Annotated in this window: 18 protein-coding genes and 2 tRNA genes; 15 read left to right on the plus strand and 5 right to left on the minus strand. The window is 55.2% G+C overall.

Annotation, left to right across the window (positions count from 1 at the left end):
* Window positions 1-55 precede the first annotated feature (55 nt).
* Both JTI98_RS09100 and mutH read right to left on the minus strand, forming a co-directional pair.
* Window positions 56-769, minus strand: coding sequence for a TerC family protein (locus tag JTI98_RS09100; RefSeq protein ID WP_042999468.1), 714 nt, complete (start codon window positions 767-769; stop codon window positions 56-58).
* Between the two features lie 63 nt (window positions 770-832).
* A complete protein-coding gene (mutH, locus tag JTI98_RS09105; RefSeq protein WP_042999469.1) occupies window positions 833-1,528 on the minus strand; it encodes a DNA mismatch repair endonuclease MutH in 696 nt (231 codons plus the stop codon).
* Window positions 1,529-2,212: 684 nt separating this feature from the next.
* On the opposite strand from mutH, the gene rppH reads away from it, so the two are divergent.
* From rppH to recD, 12 genes are all read left to right on the plus strand, one after another.
* Window positions 2,213-2,743, plus strand: a complete 531-nt coding sequence (rppH, locus tag JTI98_RS09110) for an RNA pyrophosphohydrolase (RefSeq protein ID WP_042999471.1) — start codon at window positions 2,213-2,215, stop codon at window positions 2,741-2,743.
* Window positions 2,744-2,755: 12 nt separating this feature from the next.
* A complete protein-coding gene (gene ptsP, locus JTI98_RS09115) occupies window positions 2,756-5,002 on the plus strand; it encodes a phosphoenolpyruvate--protein phosphotransferase (protein WP_044254183.1) in 2,247 nt (748 codons plus the stop codon).
* Between the two features lie 148 nt (window positions 5,003-5,150).
* Complete coding sequence (gene lgt / locus JTI98_RS09120) at window positions 5,151-6,026, plus strand: prolipoprotein diacylglyceryl transferase (RefSeq protein ID WP_042322421.1); 876 nt, start codon at window positions 5,151-5,153, stop codon at window positions 6,024-6,026.
* Between the two features lie 6 nt (window positions 6,027-6,032).
* Window positions 6,033-6,827, plus strand: a complete 795-nt coding sequence (gene thyA / locus JTI98_RS09125) for a thymidylate synthase (RefSeq protein WP_042999473.1) — start codon at window positions 6,033-6,035, stop codon at window positions 6,825-6,827.
* Window positions 6,828-7,009: 182 nt separating this feature from the next.
* A complete protein-coding gene (locus JTI98_RS09130) occupies window positions 7,010-7,480 on the plus strand; it encodes a prepilin peptidase-dependent protein (protein ID WP_058587055.1) in 471 nt (156 codons plus the stop codon).
* Window positions 7,471-8,034, plus strand: coding sequence for a prepilin peptidase-dependent protein (locus JTI98_RS09135; protein WP_044328066.1), 564 nt, complete (start codon window positions 7,471-7,473; stop codon window positions 8,032-8,034). The genes JTI98_RS09130 and JTI98_RS09135 overlap by 10 nt, the downstream gene beginning before the upstream one ends.
* A complete protein-coding gene (locus JTI98_RS09140) occupies window positions 8,031-8,438 on the plus strand; it encodes a DUF2509 family protein (protein WP_044328065.1) in 408 nt (135 codons plus the stop codon). Before JTI98_RS09135 ends, JTI98_RS09140 begins: the two co-directional genes overlap by 4 nt.
* Window positions 8,423-8,743, plus strand: coding sequence for a prepilin-type N-terminal cleavage/methylation domain-containing protein (locus JTI98_RS09145; protein WP_058587053.1), 321 nt, complete (start codon window positions 8,423-8,425; stop codon window positions 8,741-8,743). The genes JTI98_RS09140 and JTI98_RS09145 overlap by 16 nt, the downstream gene beginning before the upstream one ends.
* A 15-nt stretch (window positions 8,744-8,758) precedes the next feature.
* On the plus strand, window positions 8,759-12,127 hold the full coding sequence (gene recC / locus JTI98_RS09150) for an exodeoxyribonuclease V subunit gamma (RefSeq protein ID WP_216082161.1): 3,369 nt from the start codon (window positions 8,759-8,761) through the stop codon (window positions 12,125-12,127).
* A gap of 113 nt (window positions 12,128-12,240) precedes the next feature.
* A complete protein-coding gene (gene ptrA / locus JTI98_RS09155) occupies window positions 12,241-15,129 on the plus strand; it encodes a pitrilysin (RefSeq protein WP_216082162.1) in 2,889 nt (962 codons plus the stop codon).
* A complete protein-coding gene (gene recB, locus JTI98_RS09160) occupies window positions 15,122-18,667 on the plus strand; it encodes an exodeoxyribonuclease V subunit beta (RefSeq protein ID WP_216082163.1) in 3,546 nt (1,181 codons plus the stop codon). The genes ptrA and recB overlap by 8 nt, the downstream gene beginning before the upstream one ends.
* On the plus strand, window positions 18,664-20,481 hold the full coding sequence (gene recD, locus JTI98_RS09165; RefSeq protein ID WP_216082164.1) for an exodeoxyribonuclease V subunit alpha: 1,818 nt from the start codon (window positions 18,664-18,666) through the stop codon (window positions 20,479-20,481). The genes recB and recD overlap by 4 nt, the downstream gene beginning before the upstream one ends.
* Before the next feature lie 50 nt (window positions 20,482-20,531).
* Here the strand turns inward: recD and argA are convergent, their stop codons facing one another.
* On the minus strand, window positions 20,532-21,863 hold the full coding sequence (gene argA, locus JTI98_RS09170) for an amino-acid N-acetyltransferase (protein ID WP_042999482.1): 1,332 nt from the start codon (window positions 21,861-21,863) through the stop codon (window positions 20,532-20,534).
* Window positions 21,864-22,097: 234 nt separating this feature from the next.
* Here argA and amiC point away from each other — a divergent pair, with 234 nt between their 5' ends.
* A complete protein-coding gene (gene amiC, locus JTI98_RS09175) occupies window positions 22,098-23,351 on the plus strand; it encodes an N-acetylmuramoyl-L-alanine amidase AmiC (protein ID WP_216082165.1) in 1,254 nt (417 codons plus the stop codon).
* A gap of 72 nt (window positions 23,352-23,423) precedes the next feature.
* Here amiC and JTI98_RS09180 read toward each other — a convergent pair.
* Both JTI98_RS09180 and JTI98_RS09185 read right to left on the minus strand, forming a co-directional pair.
* Window positions 23,424-23,500, minus strand: a tRNA-Met gene (locus JTI98_RS09180).
* Between the two features lie 63 nt (window positions 23,501-23,563).
* Window positions 23,564-23,640 (minus strand) — tRNA-Met (locus tag JTI98_RS09185).
* A 207-nt stretch (window positions 23,641-23,847) separates the two neighbouring features.
* Between JTI98_RS09185 and mltA the strand changes: the two genes are divergently transcribed.
* Window positions 23,848-24,945 carry a murein transglycosylase A gene (gene mltA, locus JTI98_RS09190; RefSeq protein WP_042999484.1) on the plus strand — a complete coding sequence of 366 codons (1,098 nt, stop codon included), beginning with the start codon at window positions 23,848-23,850 and terminating at the stop codon, window positions 24,943-24,945.
* 107 nt (window positions 24,946-25,052) lie between these two features.
* Entirely contained in the window at window positions 25,053-25,859 is an 807-nt protein-coding gene (tcdA, locus tag JTI98_RS09195; RefSeq protein WP_216082166.1) for a tRNA cyclic N6-threonylcarbamoyladenosine(37) synthase TcdA, read from the plus strand.
* The last annotated feature ends 18 nt before the right edge of the window (window positions 25,860-25,877 follow it).

Below are 25,877 nucleotides of genomic sequence, written 5' to 3' on the forward strand. Positions count from 1 at the left end.
ATCTGAGAGGAGAAAAGGGGAGAGGTTCGCTCCCCGCAGGGAGCGAAAAGGACAATTACAGCGGGTTCTTTTTGTTTCGCAACAAGTTCAGGCTCTCAACCGCAATCGAGAAGAACATGGCGAAATAGATATAACCCTTCGGCACGTGAACGTCGAAGCTTTCCAGGATCAGGGTGAAGCCCACCAGTATCAGAAACGACAGCGCCAGCATCTTCACGGACGGGTGCCTGTCGACAAACTCGCCTATAGGACGCGCCGCAAACATCATTACGCCAACGGCAATTACCACCGCCGCCATCATGATGAACAGATGATCGGACAAGCCAACCGCCGTGATCACCGAGTCCAGACTGAAGATGATGTCGAGCAGCATGATCTGCACGATGGCCCCCAGAAAGGAGCTGACGCGCATGTTCACCCCTTCTTCTTCACCTTCAATGGATTCGTGGATCTCCTTACTCGCTTTCCAGATCAGGAACAATCCGCCGAGCAGAAGGATCAGGTCGCGGGCGGAAATGGCTTCACCAAACACCTCGAACAGCGGATTGGTCAGCCGGGTCACCCAGGCGATGGAGGCCAGCAGCGCCAGTCGCATGATCATCGCCGCTGCGAGACCGAGACGACGGGCGTGCGCGCGTTGCGCAGTCGGGAGTTTTGCAACCACCAGTGAGAGGAAAATAATATTATCGATCCCAAGCACGATCTCCAGCAGCGTCAACGTACCGAGCGCAAGCCAGGCGTTAGGATCGGTTATCCATGCAAATAACATTGAACAAAGTCCTGCCAAAAAAAGAAACGCTAATTATATGCTTCCCGGACACAAGGCGAAAGTCTAACGCTGTTGTAACAAAAAGTGGCGTTCCAGCAGGGCGCGCGTGAAGTTCTTTTTCAGGTAAAAACCACGCGGCAACGTCAGTATTGGCTCGCCTTGGGCGCCGATCGCCTCGGTGAGCGCTTTGGCGTTTGCCGCCTTCGGTCGTAGTTGTAAAAATTCGCCATGGCGGGCAGTGATACGTTCAACCTGACCGAGCACAATCATGTCCATTAATTCTTCCCAGTCGAGCCGTAACTGACGGTCTTCTTCTTCATCAGGGCTCCACAGTACTGGCGATCCCACCCGCCGCTGCGCGAGGGGAATGCTGCGTTCGCCTTCTACCGGGATCCACAGTACCCGCTTCAGTTTGTGTCGTACGTGACTGGTTTCCCACGTCACGCCGCTGTTTCCGGTCAGCGGTGCAACGCAGACAAAAGTGGTTTCAAGCGGCCGGCCGAGGCTATCCACAGGAATGGTTTTCAATTCGACGCCTAATGCGGCGAAATCCTGTTCAGGCTTACTTCCGGCGCTGGCCCCCAACCAGAGTTCCAGTAATACGCCGATCCAGCCTTTGTCCCGCTTGAGATCTTTCGGCGCAACAATACCTGCCATCGCCGCCAGTTCGCCCAGCGAATAGCCCGAAAGCTGCTGCGCTTGCTGGAGCAGAAGGGCTTCAGATTTCGGTGGAAAGCGTAAAGGATGGAGTCCGGACATGGCGTTACACCTTAGGTGAAAAAATGAACAAGGATTTTATACCGTGAGAAAGAAGTTTATCGTTTTCCACATGTCATATTCAATGTCATGATTTATATTGGTTTTTAGTTTCTGACGTCACGTGTTGCGCAACATAAGAATGGGTTTTCCATTTCTGGTCACTGAATTTAAACAGGATCTTACACCATGTTATCCACAGAAAGATGGGATAACTGTGAAAAACCCCAACTACTGTTTCCATTTACAGCCTTGACGTGCGACAAAAATCGAATTTTCACACAATTTGTGTTTAACTTATTGGCACAATCTGTGGATAAAGTCGGCGCTGTTCGATCTTTCATCAGCCTGAGGAACGTCAGTGTGATGGCTATCACCTTTTTGCCTGGTTATCGCTAAAGCGAGCCAGTAACCTCATGAATAAAAGAAAATATTTTTTTCACCCTCTTGTCCGTTTATTCAGACTGTTCCGGGTTTTCCCGGAGTAATTCCGTACTTCTTCACAACTCTATCCACAGAAAAGGTGAATAAAATCGCCCGAATGGGTGAGTGTCTGTTTATAACTTTGTCTTTAACTGTGAGTTATTCAATTGTTATTAGATGCACACCGCCGTAACTCAGTGGTTTACCGTCTGTCAGGAGTGTGAAACAATCATTCTCATATAAGGTTTATGTTGAGGTAGTCCGGTGATTGATGACGATGGCTACCGCCCAAATGTAGGTATCGTAATTTGTAATCGTCAGGGGCAAGTGATGTGGGCCCGGCGGTTTGGTCAGCACTCCTGGCAGTTCCCACAGGGTGGGATAAATCCAGGAGAATCAGCAGAACAGGCGATGTACCGGGAACTGTTTGAAGAAGTAGGGTTAAGCCGTAAAGATGTGCGAATCCTTGCCTCTACTCGCAACTGGTTGCGTTACAAGTTACCGAAACGTTTGGTGCGTTGGGATACAAAGCCGGTGTGTATCGGCCAGAAACAAAAGTGGTTTCTTTTGCAGTTGATGAGCGGGGACGCGGAAATCAATATGCAAACCAGCAGCACTCCTGAGTTTGACGGCTGGCGTTGGGTAAGTTACTGGTATCCGGTCCGGCAAGTGGTTTCATTTAAACGCGATGTCTACCGCAGGGTGATGAAAGAGTTCGCAAGTGTTGTGATGGCGCTTCAGGAAGCGACGCCAAAACCGCAAAATACACCTGCTTATCGACGTAAAAGAGGTTAAGCCACGCAAATTATGCTCACCCGCCTGCGCGAAATAGTCGAAAAGGTGGCCAGTGCTCCGCGTCTTAATGAAGCGCTGAATATTCTGGTTACTGACATCTGTCTTGCGATGGATACAGAGGTCTGCTCGGTTTATCTGGCCGATCATGACCGGCGTTGTTATTACCTCATGGCGACGCGGGGGCTTAAAAAACCGCGCGGTCGTACTGTCGCACTCGCATTTGATGAAGGTATCGTCGGCCTGGTTGGCAGGCTGGCGGAACCTATCAACCTCGCTGATGCGCAAAAACACCCCAGTTTTAAATACATCCCCTCGGTAAAAGAAGAACGCTTCCGTGCCTTCCTCGGGGTGCCGATCATTCAGCGTCGTCAACTGCTGGGCGTCCTCGTTGTACAGCAGCGCGAACTGCGCCAGTACGATGAAAGCGAAGAATCTTTCCTGGTGACACTTGCCACGCAGATGGCAGCGATTCTGTCACAATCTCAGCTTACCGCCCTGTTCGGCCAGTATCGCCAGACGCGAATTCGTGCGCTACCGGCGGCGCCGGGCGTGGCGATTGCCGAAGGCTGGCAGGATGCGACGCTACCGCTGATGGAGCAGGTGTATCAGGCCTCGACGCTGGATCCCGCTCTGGAGCGTGAGCGCCTGACCGGTGCGCTGGAAGAGGCGGCAAATGAGTTTCGCCGTTACAGCAAGCGGTTTGCTGCTGGGGCGCAGAAAGAGACCGCCGCGATATTCGATCTCTATTCGCACCTGCTTTCCGATGCCCGCCTGCGACGCGAGCTGTTTGCCGAAGTGGATAAAGGGTCTGTGGCCGAATGGGCGGTCAAAACGATCATCGAAAAGTTTGCCGAACAGTTTGCCGCGCTGAGCGACAACTATCTCAAAGAGCGTGCAGGCGACCTGCGTGCGCTGGGCCAACGCCTGCTGTTCCATCTCGATGATTCCATACAAGGGCCAAATGCCTGGCCAGAACGCTTCGTGCTGGTGGCTGATGAACTCTCGGCCACCACGCTGGCGGAACTGCCGCAGGACCGGCTGGCGGGCGTTGTTGTCCGCGACGGGGCGGCCAACTCCCATGCTGCGATCATGGTCCGTGCCATGGGGATTCCCACCGTGATGGGCGCCGATATTCAGCCATCGGTGCTGCACCGGCGTACGTTGGTGGTGGATGGCTACCGCGGTGAGCTGCTGGTCGATCCTGAACCGGTATTGATCCAGGAATATCAGCGGCTTATCAGCGAAGAGAACGAGCTCAGCCGACTGGCGGAAGATGACGTCAATTTACCCGCACAGCTGAAAAGCGGTGAGCGGATCAAAGTTATGCTGAACGCGGGACTCAGCCCGGAACATGAAGAAAAGCTGGGCAGTCGTATCGACGGCATTGGCCTGTATCGCACCGAAATTCCCTTCATGCTGCAAAGCGGTTTCCCTTCGGAAGAAGAGCAGGTGGCGCAGTACCAGGGCATGTTGCAGATGTTTAATGACAAGCCGGTGACGTTACGAACGCTGGACGTTGGCGCGGACAAACAGCTGCCGTACATGCCAATCAGCGAGGAGAATCCCTGCCTGGGCTGGCGAGGCATCCGCATTACGCTCGATCAGCCGGAAATCTTCCTTGTCCAGGTGCGGGCGATGCTGCGCGCCAATGCGGCGACGGGCAATCTGAGTATTCTGCTGCCGATGGTAACCAGTATCGATGAGGTGGATGAAGCGCGCCGCCTGATTGAACGTGCGGGCCGCGAAGTGGAAGAGATGATTGGGTACGCGATCCCGAAACCGCGTATCGGCATCATGCTGGAAGTACCGTCGATGGTCTTTATGCTGCCGAATCTGGCGAGTCGTATCGATTTTGTCTCCGTCGGGACTAACGATCTGACCCAGTACGTGCTGGCGGTGGATCGCAACAATACGCGCGTTGCCAGCATTTATGACAGTTTGCATCCAGGAATGCTACGCGCGCTGTCGATGATTGCGCAGGAAGCTGAGCGTAGCGATATCGACCTGCGCGTATGTGGCGAAATGGCGGGCGATCCGATGTGCGTCACCATCCTGATTGGACTGGGTTTCCGCCATCTTTCAATGAACGGTCGCTCTGTGGCGCGCGTAAAATACCTGCTGCGTCGCATTGATTACGAAGAGGCAAAAATCCTTGCCCAACGCAGCCTTGAGGCACAACTGGCAACGGAAGTGCGCCATCAGGTGGCAGCGTTTATGGAGCGTCGTGGCATGGGCGGCCTGATTCGCGGGGGGTTGTAAAAGCGCTATACAGATCTTTTACATCTTCCCGACAGCCTCACAGAACCTCGTATGCTATCATTCGCTCCTTTGGAGCGCCTGTAAGTAGTGGGTGTGCATATCGCTTGCTGAATTTTTTCAGCGAAATAACAAGAACTTGTGGTGACAGATGACCAGTAGCTATCTGCATTTTCCGGAATTCGATCCGGTCATTTTCTCAATTGGGCCCGTCGCACTTCACTGGTACGGCTTAATGTATCTGGTCGGCTTTATTTTCGCGATGTGGCTGGCGACGCGCCGAGCCAACCGTCCGGGCAGTGGCTGGACCAAAAATGAAGTCGAAAACTTACTTTATGCAGGCTTCCTCGGGGTCTTCCTCGGGGGGCGTATTGGCTATGTGCTGTTCTATAACTTCCCGCTGTTCCTGGATAATCCGCTGTACCTGTTCCGCGTCTGGGACGGAGGTATGTCCTTCCACGGTGGTCTGATTGGCGTGATTCTGGTGATGATCATTTTCGCCAAACGCACGAAGCGCAGTTTCTTCCAGGTTTCTGATTTTATTGCGCCGCTGATCCCGTTTGGGCTGGGGGCCGGGCGTCTGGGCAACTTTATCAATGGCGAACTGTGGGGCCGTGTCGACCCAAATTTCTCTTACGCCATGCTGTTTCCCGGGTCGCGCACTGAAGACATTCTGCTGTTGCAAACCAACCCGCAATGGCAATCTATTTTTGATACCTACGGCTCTCTACCGCGCCATGCGTCTCAGCTCTATGAGATGGCGCTGGAAGGCGTAGTGCTGTTTATCATTCTTAACCTGTTTATTCGTAAACCGCGTCCGATGGGGTCAGTCTCCGGGCTGTTTTTGATTGGCTACGGCGCGTTTCGTATCATTGTTGAATTCTTCCGTCAGCCGGATCAGCAGTTCACCGGTGAATGGGTACAGTACATCAGCATGGGACAGATCCTCTCGATTCCGATGATTGTCGCTGGTGTGATCATGATGGTTTGGGCCTATCGCCGTCGCCCACAGCAACACGTTTCCTGAGGAACCATGAAACAGTATTTAGAACTGATGCAAAAAGTGCTGGATGAAGGCACACAGAAAAACGACCGTACCGGAACCGGAACGCTTTCCATTTTTGGTCATCAGATGCGTTTTAACCTGCAGGAAGGATTCCCGCTGGTGACGACAAAACGTTGCCACTTGCGCTCCATCATCCACGAGCTGCTGTGGTTCCTGCAAGGTGACACCAACGTGGCCTATCTGCACGACAATAACGTCACCATCTGGGACGAATGGGCGGATGAAAACGGCAACCTGGGCCCGGTGTATGGCAAACAGTGGCGCGCCTGGCCAACGCCGGACGGTCGCCACATTGATCAGATCACGACGGTGCTGAACCAGTTGAAAAATGATCCCGATTCGCGCCGTATTATCGTTTCGGCGTGGAACGTCGGCGAACTGGACAAAATGGCGCTGGCGCCATGCCACGCGTTCTTCCAGTTCTATGTCGCGGACGGCAAACTCTCTTGCCAGCTGTATCAGCGCTCCTGCGACGTGTTCCTTGGCCTGCCGTTTAACATCGCCAGCTATGCGTTGCTGGTGCATATGATGGCGCAGCAGTGCGATCTGGAGGTCGGTGATTTCGTCTGGACCGGTGGTGACACGCATCTGTACAGCAACCACATGGAGCAGACGCATCTGCAACTGACTCGCGAACCGCGCGCACTGCCGAAACTGGTGATTAAACGTAAACCTGATTCCCTCTTCGACTATCGCTTCGAAGATTTTGAAATCGAGGGTTACGACCCGCATCCGGGGATAAAAGCGCCGGTTGCTATCTGACGGCTTTATCCTGTCATAACCGACGCCTTTGCGCGTCGGTTTTTTTTACCCAAATTTTGGTTTTTCGGCGCGGGTTCCTGAAATGATGCAACCTGCTGTAACAGAGTAAATTTCTTTCGTAACGCGCCGAAAAACCTGAATTCTCGCCTCGTGTTAACCTCCCGACGCGTCATACTGCCGCCATGAATACACAGCAGGGCTATACGCTCATCGAAACGCTGGTCGCGATGCTTATTACTATCAGCCTGAGTGCAACAGGACTCTATGGCTGGCAGCAGTGGCAGCAACAGCAACATCTCTGGCAGACCGCCTGTCAGTTGCGCGATTTCTTGCTGCAGCTACGGGAAGATGCCAACTGGCATAACCGCGATCACATTATTACCGCCATCAGGGAGGACGCGTCATGGTGTCTTGTCAGTTCGACAGCCTCACGAAATACCTGTACGCCGCGCTCGGCGCTCGTTTTTGTGCCGCTCTGGCACGATGTCGAGCTCGTCGGGATTACGGCTTCACTGACGTTTTATGGTCAGCGCAATACCGCGTGGCCGGGGAATATCCGTCTGAAAAATGCGACAGGCGAATGGCGGGTAGTGGTTTCACCGTGGGGACGGATCCGCTTGTGCGAGCGCGACGATACCCAGGATTGTCGGTGAGTGAACGCGGTTTCTCTCTGCTTGAGGTGCTGATTGCAATGGCGATCAGCAGCGTACTGTTGCTGGGAGCCGCCCGTTTTTTACCGGCATTACAGCGCGATATTTTGCAGCAGACCCGCAGACTCGCGCTGGAGGATGACATGTGGCAGCGGGTGTACACCATTGCGAAACACCTCCAACGCGCAGGATATTGCCACGGTAGCTGTAGTGGTGATGGAGTAAACATTACCAACGCGGGACAGTGTGTCATCGTTCAGTGGGACGCCAACGCGAATGGCGTCTGGGAAAGCGAGCCGGTAAAGGAGGCTGAACAAACCGGGTTTCGCCTGAATGATAACGTGCTGGAGACGCAGCGCGGCGCGAAAACGTGCAGTGGAAAAGGATGGGATAAAATGACCGATCCTGACGTCGTACACATTACGGCATTTGAGGTTGTGCCTCAGGATATCGCGGGCTTTGCGCCCGAATTGACCATACATCTGCGCGGCATTAGCCGGAGGGATCCGCAAGCCGTGGTCGATGCACGCTACAGCGTTACCGGGTTTAATTTATGAACCGCGAACGGGGCGTCTCCTCTCTGGCGCTGGTTCTGCTGCTGTTGGTCCTCGGCAGCTTACTGTTGCAGGGCGTTAACCAGCAGCAGAGCAGTTTTGCTTCGCGGGTGACGATAGAAAGTCAGGCTCTGCAACGCCAGGCTGTCGTACAGTCAGCCATGGAGTGGGGCAGGATGCAGCCATGGTCGATAAGCTCGGATAAACCGTGTCGGTACTACGGGGATGCCAATGTCCCCGTCTGCCTGCGCAGACTCGCCAACAGTCGCGCTTTGCTTATTGCCAGCTATCAGGGAACCTCCCTATGGCGAGAAGGCGAGCAACAGGAGGAAAACGTCGTCTTTTCTCTTCATGGCTGGAGCGATTTCTGTCCGCTACGGGAGGTCGCGCTATGCCAGCTCCCCTGAGCCGCCAGCGCGGATTTAGCCTGCCAGAGGTGATACTGGCAATGGTTCTTATGGTGATGGTGGTGACGGCGCTTTCCGGATACCAGCGCGCGCTAATGAACGGTTTTTTCATCAGGAGCCAGTACCTGCAACTCTGGCGTCAGGGCTGGCAGCAGACGCAACTGCGTTCGTTTTCGCCACCTGTTAACTGGCAGGTTAACCGGATGCAGACAACGCAGGCGGGATGTGTCAGCATCAGCGTTACGCTATCTTCACCTCAGGGCAGGCAGGGGAAAATGACGCGCCTGCACTGCCCAAACCGTTAGTTGCCAGGAGTCTCTATGTTAAGGGTCTACCACTCAAATCGTCTGGATGTGCTGGAAGCATTGATGGAGTTCATCGTCGAGCGCGATCGGCTGGACGATCCTTTTGAGCCGGAAATGATTCTGGTGCAGAGTACCGGGATGGCGCAGTGGCTACAGATGACCCTTTCGCAGAAATTCGGTATCGCCGCCAACATAGACTTCCCACTCCCGGCAAGTTTTATCTGGGAAATGTTCGTCCGCGTACTGCCGGAGATCCCCAAAGAGAGCGCTTTCAGCAAACAAAGCATGAGCTGGAAGTTGATGACGCTGCTCCCGCAACTGCTGGATCATGATGATTTCGCGTTACTACGCCACTATCTGACGGACGATACGGATAAACGTAAGCTGTTTCAGTTGTCGTCGCGCGCGGCGGATCTTTTCGATCAGTATCTGGTGTACCGACCGGAATGGCTAACCCAGTGGGAAGCAGGGCGAATGGTCGAAGGGTTAGGAGAGGCGCAAAGCTGGCAGGCGCCGCTATGGAAAGCGTTGGTGGAATATACCGATGCGCTGGGGCAACCGCGCTGGCATCGTGCCAATCTCTATCAACGGTTTATCCAGACCCTCGAAAAGGCTGAACGCTGCCCACCAGGACTTCCTTCTCGTGTGTTTATCTGTGGGATCTCTGCGTTGCCACCGGTATACCTACAGGCACTGCAGGCGCTCGGTAAACATATCGAGATTCATCTGCTCTTCACCAATCCCTGCCGCTACTACTGGGGCGATATTAAAGATCCGGCGTATCTGGCAAAACTGCTGGCACGTCAGCGGCGACACAGTTTTGAAGACCGTCATTTACCGCTGTTTCGTGACAATGCGAATGCCGAAAGTTTGTTTAACGGCGATGGCGAACAGGATGTCGGTAACCCGATGTTGGCCTCGTGGGGGAAACTGGGGCGCGACTATATTTATCTGCTCTCCGAACTGGAAAACAGCCAGGAGCTGGATGCGTTTGTCGACATTACGCCGGATAACCTGCTGCATAACATCCAGGCCGATATCCTTGAGCTGGAAAACCGCGCAGTGGCGGGCGTGAGTCTGGAAGAGTATTCCCGCAGTGACAATAAGCGACGCCTTGATCCAAACGACACCAGCGTCACCTTCCATGTCTGTCATAGCCCCCAGCGTGAAGTCGAAGTCCTCCACGATCGTCTGCTGGCAATGCTGGAGGCGGACCCAACGCTCACCCCGCGAGACATCATCGTGATGGTGGCGGATATCGACAGCTATAGCCCGTTTATTCAGGCCGTCTTTGGCAGCGCCCCTGCGGAGCGTTATCTACCTTATGCGATTTCCGATCGTCGGGCGCGTCAGTCACACCCGGTGTTGCAGGCGTTCATCAGCCTGCTGTCATTGCCTGACAGCCGTTTTGTTTCTGAGGACGTGCTGGCGCTGCTGGATGTCCCGGTGCTGGCGGCACGCTTCAATATCAGCGAAGAAGGATTGCGTTACTTGCGGTTGTGGGTCAATGAATCGGGCATTCGCTGGGGCATTGATGACGACAACGTGCGCGAACTGGAACTTCCGACAACGGGACAGCATACGTGGCAGTTTGGCCTGACGCGCATGCTGCTGGGCTATGCCATGGAAAGTGCGCAGGGCGAGTGGCAGTCCGTTCTGCCTTACGATGAGTCCTGTGGACTCATCGCCGAACTGGTAGGGCATCTGGCGTCGTTACTGATGCAGCTTAATCTCTGGCGTCGTGGCCTGGCACAGGAACGTCCACTGGAAGAGTGGCTGCCAGTGTGTCGCGAGATGCTCAACGATTTCTTCCTGCCTGACGCTGAAACCGAGGCGGCCATGACCCTTATCGAGCAGCAGTGGCAGGCGATCATCGCCGAAGGTATAGAGGCTAAGTATGGAGATGCGGTTCCGCTATCCCTGTTGCGCGATGAACTGGCGAAGCGGTTGGATCAGGAGCGAATTAGTCAGCGCTTTTTAGCCGGGCCGGTAAACATCTGTACGCTGATGCCGATGCGCTCCATTCCTTTCAAAGTGGTCTGTCTGCTGGGAATGAACGACGGTGTTTATCCGCGCCAGCTTGCACCGCTCGGTTTTGATCTCATGAGCCAGAAACCAATGCGTGGGGATCGCAGTCGTCGTGATGATGACCGCTATCTGTTCCTTGAAGCCTTAATTTCTGCCCAGCAGTCGCTTTACATCAGCTATATCGGGCGCTCGATCCAGGATAACAGCGAACGGTTTCCTTCCGTGCTGGTGCAGGAACTGCTCGATTACATCGGACAAAGCCACTACCTGCCGGGTGACGACGCGTTAACCAGCGATGAGAGCGAGAAACGGGTGAAAGCGCATATCGCCCGCCTGCATACCCGTATGCCGTTCGATGCGCAAAACTTCCTGCCCGGTGAACAGCAGAGCTACGCCAGCGAATGGCTACCGGCGGCAAGCCGTCGTGGAGAAGCCCATAGCGATTTTGTGCAGCCGTTAGCCTTTGATATGCCAGAGACGCTGAGTCTGGAAACGCTGCAGCGCTTCTGGGCGCATCCGGTGCGGGCGTTTTTCCAGCAGCGTCTGCAGGTTAATTTCCGCTCCGAAGAGCGTGAGATCCCGGACACCGAACCGTTTACCCTGGAAGGGTTGACCCGTTATCAGCTCAACCAGCAGTTACTGAATGCGCTGGTTGAACAGGATGATGCCGAACGTCTGTTCCGTCGCTTCCGTGCGGCGGGGGATCTGCCGTATGGGGCCTATGGCGATATCCTCTGGGAAGCTCAGCATCAGGAAATGCAGACGCTGGCGGACAGGATCGTGGCTTGTCGTCAGCCGAGCCAAAGCCTGGAGGTTGATCTGCACTGCAATGGCGTACAGTTGACGGGCTGGCTGCCGCAGGTGCAAGAAGATGGTCTGTTGCGCTGGCGGCCTTCGTTAATCAGCATTTCACAAGGCGTGCAACTTTGGCTCGAACACCTTGTCTATTGTGCCTGCGGAGGAAAAGGTGAAAGCCGGCTGTTTTTGCGAAAAGACGGAGAGTGGCGCTTCCCACCGCTGGAGCAAGAGCAGGCATTGGGGTATCTGGCGCAATTGATTGACGGATATCACGAAGGGATGTCCACACCGCTGCTGGTGCTACCGGAAAGCGGTGGCGCGTGGATAAAAACCTGTTATGACGCGGCAAATGATGCCATGTTAGATGACGATGATACGCGTCAAAAAGCCCGCGTGAAGTTTATGCAGGCTTACGAAGGCAACATGGTTGTGCGTGGCGAAGGCGAGGATATCTGGTATCAGCGCCTGTGGCGACAACTGGACTCTGAAACCTTTGAGGCCATTATTTTGCAGTCACAACGTTACCTGCTTCCGCTTTTCAGATTTAATCAGTCGTGATGATTGTATAAAAATTGCGCAATTTTGATGCTTCCTTTATGATGCGTTGCCCTGCTCAGAGAAGCATCCAATGTGTCTTTGCGCAGAAAGAAAGTTAATGATGAGGTTCTTGAATGCCCCGCAGCACCTGGTTCAAAGCGTTACTGTTGTTGGTCGCCTTTTGGGCGCCTTTAAGTCAGGCAGATACCGGTTGGCAACCCATTGCGGAAACCATCCGTAAAAGCGACAAAGATACCCGCCAGTATCAGGCCGTCCGTCTCGATAATGGTTTGGTGGTATTACTGGTATCCGACCCGCAGGCGGTGAAATCGCTTTCTGCGCTGGTGGTGCCCGTGGGGTCTCTGGAAGATCCTGATGCGCATCAGGGACTGGCACATTATCTTGAACACATGTGTCTGATGGGATCGAAAAAGTACCCACAGGCCGATAGCCTTGCGGAATACCTCAAATTGCATGGCGGCAGCCACAATGCCAGCACTGCGCCGTACCGCACGGCGTTCTATCTGGAAGTGGAAAACGACGCGCTTACTGGCGCCGTTGACCGCCTGGCTGATGCCATTGCTGAACCGTTACTGGATAAAAAATATGCCGAGCGTGAGCGCAATGCAGTAAACGCTGAGCTGACGATGGCGCGTACCCGTGACGGGATGCGAATGGCGCAGGTGAGCGCGGAAACCATCAACCCGGCTCACCCCGGTTCACGTTTTTCCGGCGGTAACCTGGAAACCTTAAGCGACAAACCGGGTAATCCGGTGCAACAGGCGTTGCGCGATTTTCACAGCAAGTATTACTCCGCCAATCTGATGAAAGCGGTTATCTACAGCAATAAGCCGTTGCCGGAACTGGCAAAGATTGCTGCAGAGACCTTTGGGCGAGTGCCCAACAAGAATATCGAAAAGCCGGAAATTACCGTTCCGGTCGTCACTGATGCGCAGAAGGGCGTTATCATCCATTACGTTCCTGCGCTGCCGCGTAAAGTGCTGCGCGTTGAGTTCCGAATCGACAACAACAGTGCGCAGTTTCGCAGTAAAACCGATGAACTGATCACCTATCTGATCGGTAACCGTAGCCCGGGTACGCTTTCTGACTGGCTGCAAAAACAAGGGCTGGTGGAAGGTATTCGCGCGGACTCCGATCCGGTAGTCAACGGCAACAGCGGTGTGTTAGCCATTTCCGCTACCCTGACCGACAAAGGGCTGGCGAACCGCGAAGAAGTGGTTGCGGCTATTTTCAGCTATCTCAATTTGTTACGCGAAAAGGGCGTCGATAAACGCTACTTTGACGAGCTGTCGCATGTGCTTGATCTGGACTTCCGTTACCCGTCGATCACCCGTGATATGGATTACGTCGAATGGCTGGCGGATACCATGATCCGCGTGCCGGTGGCGCATACTCTGGACGCAGTGAACATTGCTGATCAATACGATGCGAAAGCCATTCAGGCGCGTCTGGAGATGATGACGCCGCAAAATGCGCGAATCTGGTACATCAGCCCAAAAGAACCGCACAACAAGACCGCTTACTTTGTTGATGCTCCTTATCAGGTCAATAAAATCAGCGAGCAGACGTTCAGCGACTGGCAGAAGAAAGCGCAGGAGATAGCTCTGTCTCTGCCGGAACTGAACCCTTACATTCCTGACGATTTCACGCTGATCAAGCCGGAAAAGAAATACGACCGTCCGGCGCTGATTGTCGATGAGCCTAATTTGCGCGTGGTATACACCCCGAGCCAGTATTTCGCCAGCGAACCGAAAGCGGACGTGAGCGTCATTCTGCGTAATCCGCAGGCGATGGACAGCGCCAGAAACCAGGTCATGTTTGCGCTGAACGATTATCTGGCGGGAATTGCGCTCGATCAGTTAAGTAACCAGGCGGCGGTGGGCGGCATCGGTTTCTCAACCAACGCCAACAATGGCTTAATGCTCAATGCTGACGGCTATACGCAGCGTCTGCCGCAACTTTTCCAGGCATTGCTTGCAGGTTATTTCAGCTATACCGCAACTGAAGAGCAGCTTGAGCAGGCGAAATCCTGGTATAGCCAGATGATGGATTCTGCCGAAAAGGGGAAAGCCTACGAGCAGGCGATTATGCCGGTGCAGATGATCTCTCAGGTGCCTTATTTTTCCCGTGACGAACGGCGTGCACTGCTGCCGTCGATCACCCTGAAAGAGGTGATGGCCTACCGTGAAGCACTGAAAACAGGCGCTCGTCCGGAGTTTCTGGCGGTTGGCAACATGAGCGAAGCGCAGGTCACGACGATGGCGCGGGATATCCAGAAACAGCTGGGGGCGAACGGTTCCGAATGGTGTCGCAACAAAGATGTGCTGGTGGATAAGAAGCAGTCTGTCATTTTTGAAAAAGCGGGCAGCAGTACCGACTCCGCGCTGGCGGCAGTCTTTGTCCCTGCCGGTTATGACGAGTATGCCAGCTCGGCCTACAGCGCCATGCTGGGCCAGATTGTCCAGCCGTGGTTCTACAATCAACTGCGAACGGAAGAGCAGTTAGGGTATGCGGTGTTTGCCTTCCCGATGAGCGTCGGACGCCAGTGGGGAATGGGTTTCCTGCTGCAAAGCAGCGATAAACAGCCGCCGTATCTCTGGGAACGCTACAAGGCGTTTTTCCCCACGGCGGAAGCAAAACTGCGGGCAATGAAACCGGAAGAGTTCGCCCAGATTAAACAGGCGATCGTCGCGCAGATGTTGCAGGCACCGCAAACGCTGGGTGAAGAAGCGTCGAAATTAAGCAAAGATTTCGATCGCGGCAATATGCGCTTCGATTCACGTGATAAAATTGTGGCTCAGATAAAACAGCTGACGCCGCAAAAGCTTGCTGATTTCTTCCATCAGGCGGTGGTCGAGCCGCAAGGCATGGCGGTACTGTCGCAGATTTCCGGCGGTCAAAACGGGAAGCCGCACTATGTGCACCCGGAAGGCTGGAAAGTGTGGGACAACGTCAGCGCGTTGCAGCAAACTTTGCCTCTGGTGAGAGAACAAAATGAATGATGTCGCCGAGTCCCTTGATCCCCTGCGCTTGCCCCTCACGGGCGAGCGCCTGATTGAAGCCTCTGCGGGCACCGGCAAAACCTTTACTATCGCGGCGCTCTATCTGCGCCTGCTCCTCGGGCTCGGCGGGTCTTCCGCCTTTCCCCGTCCCCTGACCGTTGAAGAACTGCTGGTGGTAACCTTTACTGAGGCAGCCACCGAGGAGTTACGCGGGCGTATCCGCAGTAATATTCATGAGCTGCGTATCGCCTGCCTGCGCGAATCGACTGACAACCCCCTTTATGCCCGTCTGCTGGATGAAATCGACGATAAAAAGCAGGCGGCGCAGTGGCTGCTGCTCGCCGAAAGACAGATGGATGAGGCGGCGGTATTCACCATCCACGGTTTTTGTCAGCGCATGCTGAGTCTGAATGCCTTCGAATCCGGCATGTTATTTGAACAACAGTTGATCGAGGATGAATCGCTGCTGCGCTACCAGGCCTGTGCGGATTTCTGGCGCCGTCACTGTTACCCCCTGCCGCGTGAAATTGCCCAGGTGGTGTTTGAAACGTGGAAAGGGCCGCAGGCGCTGCTGGCGGATATTAACCGTTACCTGCAAGGGGAAGCGCCGGTCATTAAAGCGCCGCCGCCAGATGACGAAACGCTGGCATCCCGTCACCAACAGATCGTGCAGCGAATCAATGCGCTTAAGCAACAGTGGTGTGACGCGGTCGGTGAACTTGAGGGATTGATGGAAGCCTCAGGTATCGACCGGCGAAAATTTAACCGTGGCAACCAGGGCAAATGGATCGAGAAGATCAGCGCCTGGGCGCAGTCAGCAACGCAAAGCTACCAGTTGCCAGAGGCACTGGAGAAATTCTCTCAGCGTTTCCTTGAGGACAGAACCAAAGAAGGCGGCGTTGTGCCGCAGCATCCGCTGTTTGTCGCGATTGATGAATTACTGGCGGAACCGCTGACGCTCAGAGATCTGATGATCACCCGCGCGCTGGTGGAGATCCGTGAAACGGTGGCGAAAGAAAAACGCCGCCGGGGTGAACTGGGGTTTGACGATATGCTCAGCCGACTGGATAGCGCGCTGCGCAGTGAAAGCGGCGATGTGCTGGCGGCGGCGATCCGTACCCGCTTCCCGGTAGCAATGATCGATGAGTTCCAGGATACCGATCCGCAGCAATACCGTATTTTCCGCCGCATCTGGCAGCATCAGCCAGACACCGCGCTGCTACTGATTGGCGACCCGAAACAGGCGATTTATGCGTTTCGCGGCGCGGATATTTTTACCTATATGAAGGCCCGCAGTGAGGTCAGCGCGCACTATACCCTCGACACCAACTGGCGTTCCGCGCCAGGCATGGTGAACAGCGTCAACAGGCTGTTCGGCCTGATGGATGACGCCTTCATGTTCCGCGAGATCCCGTTCCAGCCGGTGAAATACGCCGAAAAAAACCAGTCGCTGCGTTTTGAATTTCACGGCGAAACTCAGCCCGCAATGACGATGTGGTTGATGGAAGGAGAAAGCTGCGGAATAGGCGATTATCAAAGCTATATGGCGCAGGTGTGTGCTGCGCAGATCCGCGACTGGCTGAAGGCCGGGTTGTGCGGAGAGGCGATGCTTATCAGCGGTCACGACGCGCGTCCGGTGAGCGCGGCGGATATCAGCGTGCTGGTGCGTAGCCGCCAGGAAGCGGCGCTGGTACGCGATGCCCTGACACAACTGGCGATTCCGTCCGTCTATCTTTCCAACCGCGACAGCGTGTTTGAAACGCTGGAAGCGCAGGAGATGCTCTGGCTATTACAGGCGGTGATGGCGCCGGAAAAAGAAAATACGCTACGCAGCGCGCTGGCGGCCTCAATGATGGGGTTGAACGCACGCGACATTGACATGCTCAATGGCAATGAAAACGCCTGGGATCGAGTGGTTGACGAGTTTGTCGGCTACCGTCAAATCTGGCAAAAACGTGGCGTGATGCCGATGCTGCGTGCGCTGATGTCAGCGCGACAGATTGCGGAGAACCTGCTGGCAACGGCGGGAGGTGAGCGTCGCCTGACCGATATTTTGCACATCAGTGAGCTATTGCAAGAGGCCGCTTCGCAACTGGAAAGCGAGCATGCGCTGGTGCGCTGGCTCTCGCAGCATATTCTTGAGCCTGACAGCAATGCTTCCAGCCAGCAAATGCGTCTGGAAAGCGACAGCCATCTGGTGCAGATCGTCACCATCCACAAGTCAAAAGGGCTGGAGTATCCGCTGGTCTGGCTGCCGTTTATCACGAATTTCCGCGTTCAGGATCAGGCGTTTTATCACGACCGCAACTCGTTTGAAGCAGTTCTGGATCTGAGCGAGGCGGACGAAAGCGTGGCGCTGGCGGAAGCCGAAAGGCTGGCGGAAGATTTGCGTTTACTGTACGTGGCGCTGACACGTTCAGTCTGGCACTGCAGTCTGGGCGTCGCACCTCTGGTTCGTCGTCGGGGCGATAAAAAAGGCGATACCGATGTGCATCAGAGCGCGCTGGGGCGTCTGCTGCAAAAAGGCGAACCGATGGATGCCGCCGGGCTACGCGCGGCGATAGACGCAGTTTGCGATGAGAACATCGTCTGTCGTATCCCGGACGCGGTCAGTATGGAGCCGTTGCCTGGCACCGTTGCGAGCGAGGCGTCTCTGAATGCCCGACGGGTGCAACGAACGCCGGGCGACAACTGGCGGGTGACCAGCTATTCCGGCCTGCAACAGCGTGGTCACGGCATCGCACAGGATCTGATGCCGCGACTGGATATTGATGCGACAGGCGTGGGTGAAGTGGTTGAGGAGCCGGAACTGACGCCGCACCAGTTTCCACGCGGCGCGTCGCCAGGAACATTTTTACACAGCCTGTTTGAAGATCTCGATTTTACCCAGCCGGTTGAGGCTGCCTGGGTGCAGGAAAAACTGGAGCTTGGTGGCTACGATGCCGACTGGGAACCGGTCATCACCGCGTGGGTGACGGCGATTCTCCATGCGCCACTCAATGAGACAGGCGTCAGTCTGAGCCAGCTTTCTGCGCGTGAAAAACAGGTCGAGATGGAGTTTTATTTGCCCATTAGCCAACCGCTTATTGCGGAAAACCTGGATGCGCTGATCCGCCAGTTTGACCCGCTCTCGGCGGGCTGTCCGCCACTGGAGTTCACCCAGGTTCGCGGGATGCTGAAGGGCTTTATCGATCTGGTATTTCGTCACAACGGGCGCTATTACCTGCTGGATTACAAATCGAACTGGCTGGGAGAAAACAGCGCCGCTTACACCCCAGAGGCGATGGCGGCGGCCATGCAGGCGCATCGCTATGATTTGCAGTATCAGCTCTATACCCTCGCGCTGCACCGGTATCTGCGCCATCGCATCGCAGATTACGACTACGAGCGCCATTTTGGCGGCGTGATTTATCTGTTCCTGCGCGGCGTGGACAGCAAACAGCCGCAGCAGGGGATTTACACCACACGCCCGGCGGGTGAGTTGATTACCCGGATGGACGAGATGTTTGCCGGGGTGGTGCTGGAGGAGGCATCATGACGCTACAGAAGCGATTGCTTGAGGCCGTCGGGCAGAAGCAACTGCGCCCGCTGGATGTGCAATTCGCGCTGGCGGTGACCGGCGAACATGAACCTGTCGTGACGCTGGCAGCGGCGTTACTCAGCCGGGACGCCGGAGAAGGGCACGTCTGTTTACCGCTTTCTCAACTGGCGCTGAACGCGGATAATCCCCCTTTCTATACTTCATGCCTTAGCGACATTGGCGAACCCGAGAACTGGGAAGAATGCCTGCTCGCTTCCGACGCCGTCAGTCATGGAGAGCGGCCATCGCCGATGGTCCTTTATGGCGACCGTTTGTATCTGAACCGGATGTGGTGCAACGAACGTACCGTTGCTCATTTCTTTAGCGAGGTGAATCGACCCATTGAGGTGGATGAAACCTTGCTGACGCAAACGCTGGAAGCGCTGTTCCCGACGACAAACGAAATCAACTGGCAAAAAGTCGCCGCGGCGGTCGCGCTGACCCGCCGTATTTCGGTGATTTCAGGCGGGCCGGGAACGGGGAAAACAACCACCGTGGCCAGGCTGTTGGCGGCGCTGATCCAGATGGCGGAAGGCGAGCGTTGCCGTATTCGCCTGGCGGCGCCGACGGGTAAAGCAGCGGCGCGTTTGACGGAGTCCTTAGGCAAGGCGCTGCGTCAGTTGCCGCTGACGGATGAACAAAAGAAACGCATCCCGGATGATGCCAGCACGCTGCACCGGTTGCTGGGCGCGCAACCCGGCAGTCAGCGTTTACGCCATCACGCGGGCAACCCGCTACATCTGGATGTGCTGGTGGTGGATGAGGCGTCAATGATCGACCTGCCGATGATGTCGCACTTGATCGACGCATTGCCGTCGCACGGGCGTATCATTTTCCTTGGCGATCGCGATCAGCTTGCTTCGGTCGAGGCGGGGGCGGTGCTGGGGGATATCTGTGCCTGGGTGAATGCGGGTTATACCCCTGAACGGGCACAGCAACTGGCTCGCCTGACGGGGATGTCCGTTCCGGCAGGTGCTGGCGAAGACGCCGCCACGCTACGGGACAGCCTCTGTCTGCTGCAAAAGAGCTACCGTTTTGGCAGCGATTCCGGCATCGGGCAACTGGCGGCGGCGATTAACCGTGGCGATAAGGCGGCGATAAACGACATTTTCCTGCAAGGCTTCAGCGATATCGATAAACGGATGCTGGAGTGCAGTGAAGATTACACCGCCATGCTTGAAAACGCACTGGCAGGTTATGGACACTATCTGCAACTGCTTCAGGCGCGTGCGGAGCCTGCATTAATCATTCAGGCATTCAATGAGTTCCAGCTGCTGTGCGCGCTGCGCGAAGGGCCGTTTGGCGTGAGCGGACTGAATGAACGTATCGAACTGGCTATGCAGCAGAAGCGCAAAATTCATCGCCTGCCACATTCCCGCTGGTATGAAGGGCGGCCAGTGATGATTGCCCGTAACGACAGCGCGCTGGGCTTGTTTAACGGCGATATCGGTGTGGCGCTCGATCGTGGGCAAGGATTAAGGGTCTGGTTTGCGATGCCGGATGGCAGTATTAAGTCTGTGCAGCCCAGCCGCCTGCCGGAGCATGAAACGACCTGGGCGATGACGGTGCACAAATCTCAGGGCTCGGAGTTCGATCATGCCGCGCTGGTGTTACCCACGCAGCGCACGCCGGTGGTGACACGGGAACTGGTGTATACCGCCGTGACCCGCGCACGTCGCCGCCTGTCGTTATATGCCGATGAACGCATACTTGGCAGTGCGATTGCCACCCGAACCGAACGACGCAGTGGGCTGTCGACGTTGTTTAAATAAGAGGTTGCCGGATAAGCCGTTTGCGTCGCTATCCGGCAATGCGATAACCGCTACCCCAGATCCGCCATCAGGACTTTGGATTTCCGCTGATAGTTGTACATCTCTTTCTTGCTTTCCGGCAGCAGGTCGATATCCACCGGCGTGAAGCCGCGTTCCTGGAACCAGTGAATGCTGCGGGTCGTCAGGACGAACAGCTTGCTCAGGCCAATCTGCTTCGCCTGGGCGGCGATCCGCTCCAGTAGCACTTCTCCCCTTGAAGAACTGCGGTAGTCCGGATGGACAGCCACGCAGGCCATTTCGCCGATTTTTTCTTCCGGGAAGGGGTACAGTGCGGCACAGGCGATGGTCATATTATCGCGCTGGATAATGGTGAACTTGTCGATCTCCATTTCCAGTTGTTCGCGTGAACGACGCACCAGAATGCCCTGCTGTTCCAGCGGGCGGATCAGCTCCAGGATCCCGCCGATATCGTTAATGGTGGCGCGGCGGATCTGCTCGGCGCTTTCCATCACAATTTGTGTCCCGATACCGTCGCGCGAAAACAGCTCCTGCAACAGTGCGCCATCTTCCTGATAACTGATCAGGTGACAACGACGGACGCCGCTGCGACAGGCTTTCACCGCGCCACGCAGAAAGCGTACGGTACCCGAGTTGTAATCGCCTTTTTCTTCTTGTGCTTCTACGCGCGCCTGGGCCTCGTTCGGGAACAGTTCGGAGACGATATCACCGTCGTCGTTGGTCACCCCTTGCGAAGAACAGAACCCGATCATCTTTTCGGCTTTCAGTTTGATCGCCAGTTGCGTGGCGATCTCTTCTGAAGTCAGGTTAAAGCTTTCGCCGGTGACAGACACCGCAACGGGGCCCATCAGCACAATGGCGCCGCTGTCCAGTTGACGATGGATCGCCTCTTCATCGATGCGACGGATACGTCCGCTGTGGCAGTAATCTACGCCGTCATCGACGCCCAGCGGCTGCGCAATGATAAAGTTGCCGCTGACCACGTTGATATGCGCCCCCTGTAGCGGCGTATTGTTCAGGCTCATCGACAGGCGAGCGGTGATATCCAGTTGCAACGTTCCCGCCGCCTGCTTTACCAGCTCCAGCGTTTTGGCGTCGGTGACGCGGGTATTTTTGTGATACATCGGCTCATGGTGATGAGTGGCGAGGTTGGCGTCAATTTGCGGACGCGCGCCATAAACCACGACCAGGCGAATGCCGAGGCTGTGAAGAAGCCCAATGTCATTGACGATGCTGGAAAAGTTTTCATGCTCAATGGCTTCGCCGCCGAGCATAATGACAAACGTTTTTCCCCGATGGGTATTGATATAGGGAACAGAATGGCGGAATCCCTGTACCAGTTCGGTTCTACGCTCCTTCACCACGGCATATCCTCATTGCATGATTATTCGTAATTAGTGTATTTTTATTCTGTTTTTCCGCCGCGCGCAAGTGCAAATTTTGACCCTGACAAAGTTTTTTCTCAGTAATACCGTGAATACAATAAGAATGTTTACCCTTTTATAGATGACAGATTATGCGTCATTCGTTAAAGTTTCCGGTCAATTTAGACGTTTACTATCTCATCACCAATACGTTTTATTTTGCTCGGGAGAAGCATGTCAGGATCCAATCCACCTATTAGCCGCCGTCGTTTACTGCAAGGGGCGGGCGCCATGTGGCTATTGAGCGTCAGCCAGGTCGGTCTGGCTGCGGTCAGTCAGGTCATTGCGGTTCGTATTTGGCCAGCATCCAGTTACACCCGTGTGACGGTGGAATCGAATCAACAGCTGAAGTACAAGCAGTTTGCGCTGAGCAATCCTGAACGCGTGGTGGTGGATATTGAAGGTGTGAACCTGAATTCCGTGCTGAAAGGCATGGCGGCGCAAATTCGCCCCGACGATCCTTACATTAAGTCGGCGCGCGTAGGACAGTTCGATCCGCAGACCGTGCGCATGGTGTTCGAACTGAAGCAAAACGTGAAGCCACAGCTGTTCGCGCTGGCACCGGTGGCGGGTTTTAAAGAGCGTCTGGTTATGGATCTCTATCCGGCCAATGCGCAGGATATGCAGGATCCGCTGCTGGCGCTGCTGGAAGATTACAACAAGGGCGATCTTGATAAGCAGGTACCGCCCGCGCAGAGTGGGCCTCAGCCGGGCAAAGCGGGACGCGATCGCCCGATCGTGATCATGCTCGATCCGGGGCATGGCGGTGAGGATTCTGGCGCTGTCGGTAAATACAAGACGCGTGAGAAAGATGTGGTGTTGCAGATTGCCCGTCGGCTGCGCACGTTAATCGAGAAAGAAGGCAATATGAAGGTCTACATGACGCGAAATGAAGATATTTTCATTCCGCTCAAGGTGCGAGTGGCGAAAGCCCAGAAGCAGCGGGCCGACCTGTTTGTCTCGATTCATGCGGATGCGTTCACCAGTCGCCAGCCCAGCGGTTCGTCCGTGTTTGCGCTATCGACCAAAGGGGCGACCAGTACGGCGGCGAAATATCTGGCGCAAACGCAGAACGCCTCGGATTTGATCGGCGGCGTGAGCAAAAGCGGCGACCGCTACGTCGACCACACCATGTTCGATATGGTGCAATCGCTGACCATCGCCGACAGCCTGAAGTTTGGTAAAGCGGTGCTCAACAAACTCGGCAGGATTAACAATCTGCATAAAAATCAGGTAGAACAGGCCGGGTTTGCGGTGCTGAAAGCGCCGGATATCCCGTCGATTCTCGTTGAAACGGCGTTTATCAGTAACATCGAAGAAGAGCGAAAGCTGAAAACAGCCACCTTCCAGCAGGAAGTGGCAGAGTCGATTCTGGCTGGGATCAAAGCGTACTTCGCCGATGGGGCGACGCTGGCGAGAAGGGGATAATAAAAAAGCGCTGAAAAGCGCTTTTTTTACGAACCGCAGATACAAAAAAACACCCGTTAAGGTGTTTAGTATTGGTTGCGGGGGCCGGATTTGAACCGACGACCTTCGGGTTATGAGCCCGACGAGCTACCAGGCTGCTCCACCCCGCGTCCGYCWTYCTGCTKCGCATTTTAAGCTGCTTTGCAGAAKYAKATACTGCATCAAAWTTTRATTGGTTGCGGGGGCCGGATTTGAACCGACGACCTTCGGGTTATGAGCCCGACGAGCTACCAGGCTGCTCCACCCCGCGTCCGTGGATGCGCACTATACTCTGCTAACATTTTCATGCAACCCTTTTTTCACCTGGATCACGGTTTCGGGATGAAAATGAACAAAAACAAGGCATTTCAGTTTAAATAATGTGCAAAATTTGCGTCTGGGCAGCGGTGCTCGTTTCATTAGCGGGCCGGGTTTGTTATCTTCATGACGCATGATTTACAGCTAAAAGAAGAGAACAATGAAAGGACGTTGGGTAAGTTACCTTCTCATGGGCGCGGTGGTTGCAATGCTGGCTGCCTGTTCCTCTAAACCAACCGATCGCGGACAGCAGTATAAAGACGGGAAGTTTACCCAGCCTTTCTCACTGGTGAACCAGCCGGATGCCATCGGCGCACCGATCAACGCCGGCGATTTTGCCGAGCAGGTTAATCAGATCCGCAGTGCTTCTCCGCGTCTGTACGGCAATCAAAGCAACGTTTATAACGCGGTGCAGGACTGGCTGCGTTCGGGGGGCGATACGCGCACCATGCGCCAGTTTGGTCTCGACGCCTGGCAGATGGAAGGCGCCGATAACTACGGCAACGTGCAGTTTACCGGTTACTACACGCCGGTGATCCAGGCGCGCCATACGCGTCAGGGCGAATTCCAGTACCCAATCTATCGTATGCCGCCGAAACGGGGACGCTTGCCGTCTCGCGCGGAGATTTACGCGGGCGCACTGAGCGAGAACTACATTCTGGCGTACAGCAACTCTCTGATGGATAACTTCATCATGGACGTGCAGGGTAGCGGCTATATCGATTTTGGCGACGGCTCCCCGTTGAACTTCTTCAGCTATGCCGGGAAAAACGGGCATGCCTATCGCAGCATCGGCAAAGTACTGATCGATCGCGGTGAAGTGAAGAAAGAAGATATGTCGATGCAGGCGATTCGCCACTGGGGCGAAACCCACAGCGAAGCAGAAGTGCGTGAGCTGCTGGAGCAGAATCCGTCATTCGTCTTCTTTAAACCGCAATCTTTTGCCCCGGTGAAAGGCGCCAGTGCTGTACCGCTGATTGGTCGCGCGTCGGTGGCGTCTGACCGCAGTATTATTCCGGCAGGCACCACGCTGCTCGCCGAAGTCCCGCTGCTGGACAACAACGGGAAATTTAACGGGCAGTATGAACTGCGCCTGATGGTGGCGCTGGATGTCGGCGGGGCGATTAAAGGCCAGCATTTTGACATTTACCAGGGCATCGGGCCAGACGCCGGACACCGCGCAGGATGGTACAATCACTATGGTCGCGTGTGGGTGCTGAAGAGCGCACCTGGCGCAGGTAACGTGTTCAGCGGCTAGTTGTCGGATGGCGCTTCGCTTATCCGCCTACATCATCGGGTAGGCCTGATAAGGCGCAGCCGCCATCAGGCAGTCATACCGTTCAATATCAATGAATTTGAGGTGTTATGTCTGTGGTTATCAGTGATGCCTGGCGTCAGCGTTTTGGCGGCACCGCGCGTCTGTATGGTGAAAAAGCCTTGCAACTGTTTGCCGATGCGCATGTCTGCGTGGTTGGGATCGGCGGCGTTGGTTCCTGGGCGGCAGAAGCTCTGGCGCGAACCGGGATTGGCGCGATTACGCTCATCGATATGGATGACGTGTGCGTGACTAACACCAACCGCCAGATCCATGCTCTGCGCGACACTGTTGGGCTGGCGAAAGCCGAGGTGATGGCTGAGCGTATCCGCCAGATTAACCCCGAGTGCCGGGTGACGGTAGTCGATGATTTTGTGACGCCGGATAACGTCGCAGAATACATGAGCGCAGGCTTTAGCTATGTGATTGACGCCATTGACAGCGTGCGGCCAAAAGCGGCGCTGATTGCGTACTGTCGGCGCAATAAGATCCCGCTGGTGACCACCGGCGGCGCGGGTGGGCAGATCGACCCGACGCAGATTCAGGTTGTTGACCTGGCGAAAACGATTCAGGATCCGCTGGCGGCGAAACTGCGCGAACGATTGAAAAGCGATTTTGGCGTCGTGAAAAACAGCAAAGGCAAACTCGGCGTCGACTGCGTGTTTTCAACGGAAGCGCTGGTGTATCCGCAGTCTGATGGCAGTGTGTGCGCCATGAAGGCGACGGCGGAAGGACCCAAACGAATGGACTGTGCATCGGGGTTCGGTGCGGCAACGATGGTTACCGCCACGTTCGGTTTTGTAGCAGTATCCCATGCGTTAAAAAAGATGATGGCAAAAGCGGCGCGTCAGGGCTGAGATTCTCTTGCGCGGGGC

Source organism: Citrobacter sp. MGH 55 (assembly GCF_016906145.1).
GTDB lineage: Bacteria > Pseudomonadota > Gammaproteobacteria > Enterobacterales > Enterobacteriaceae > Citrobacter_A > Citrobacter_A amalonaticus.

Bases quoted from the DNA above. Each gene is read 5' to 3' on its own strand.
- JTI98_RS09100 (WP_042999468.1), bottom strand. From the start codon at position 769: ATGTTATTTGCATGGATAACCGATCCTAACGCCTGGCTTGCGCTCGGT.
- mutH (WP_042999469.1), bottom strand. From the start codon at position 1,528: ATGTCCGGACTCCATCCTTTACGCTTTCCACCGAAATCTGAAGCCCTT.
- ptsP (WP_044254183.1), top strand. From the start codon at position 2,756: ATGCTCACCCGCCTGCGCGAAATAGTCGAAAAGGTGGCCAGTGCTCCG.
- lgt (WP_042322421.1), top strand. From the start codon at position 5,151: ATGACCAGTAGCTATCTGCATTTTCCGGAATTCGATCCGGTCATTTTC.
- thyA (WP_042999473.1), top strand. From the start codon at position 6,033: ATGAAACAGTATTTAGAACTGATGCAAAAAGTGCTGGATGAAGGCACA.
- JTI98_RS09130 (WP_058587055.1), top strand. From the start codon at position 7,010: ATGAATACACAGCAGGGCTATACGCTCATCGAAACGCTGGTCGCGATG.
- JTI98_RS09140 (WP_044328065.1), top strand. From the start codon at position 8,031: ATGAACCGCGAACGGGGCGTCTCCTCTCTGGCGCTGGTTCTGCTGCTG.
- JTI98_RS09145 (WP_058587053.1), top strand. From the start codon at position 8,423: ATGCCAGCTCCCCTGAGCCGCCAGCGCGGATTTAGCCTGCCAGAGGTG.
- recC (WP_216082161.1), top strand. From the start codon at position 8,759: ATGTTAAGGGTCTACCACTCAAATCGTCTGGATGTGCTGGAAGCATTG.
- ptrA (WP_216082162.1), top strand. From the start codon at position 12,241: ATGCCCCGCAGCACCTGGTTCAAAGCGTTACTGTTGTTGGTCGCCTTT.
- recB (WP_216082163.1), top strand. From the start codon at position 15,122: ATGAATGATGTCGCCGAGTCCCTTGATCCCCTGCGCTTGCCCCTCACG.
- recD (WP_216082164.1), top strand. From the start codon at position 18,664: ATGACGCTACAGAAGCGATTGCTTGAGGCCGTCGGGCAGAAGCAACTG.
- amiC (WP_216082165.1), top strand. From the start codon at position 22,098: ATGTCAGGATCCAATCCACCTATTAGCCGCCGTCGTTTACTGCAAGGG.
- mltA (WP_042999484.1), top strand. From the start codon at position 23,848: ATGAAAGGACGTTGGGTAAGTTACCTTCTCATGGGCGCGGTGGTTGCA.
- tcdA (WP_216082166.1), top strand. From the start codon at position 25,053: ATGTCTGTGGTTATCAGTGATGCCTGGCGTCAGCGTTTTGGCGGCACC.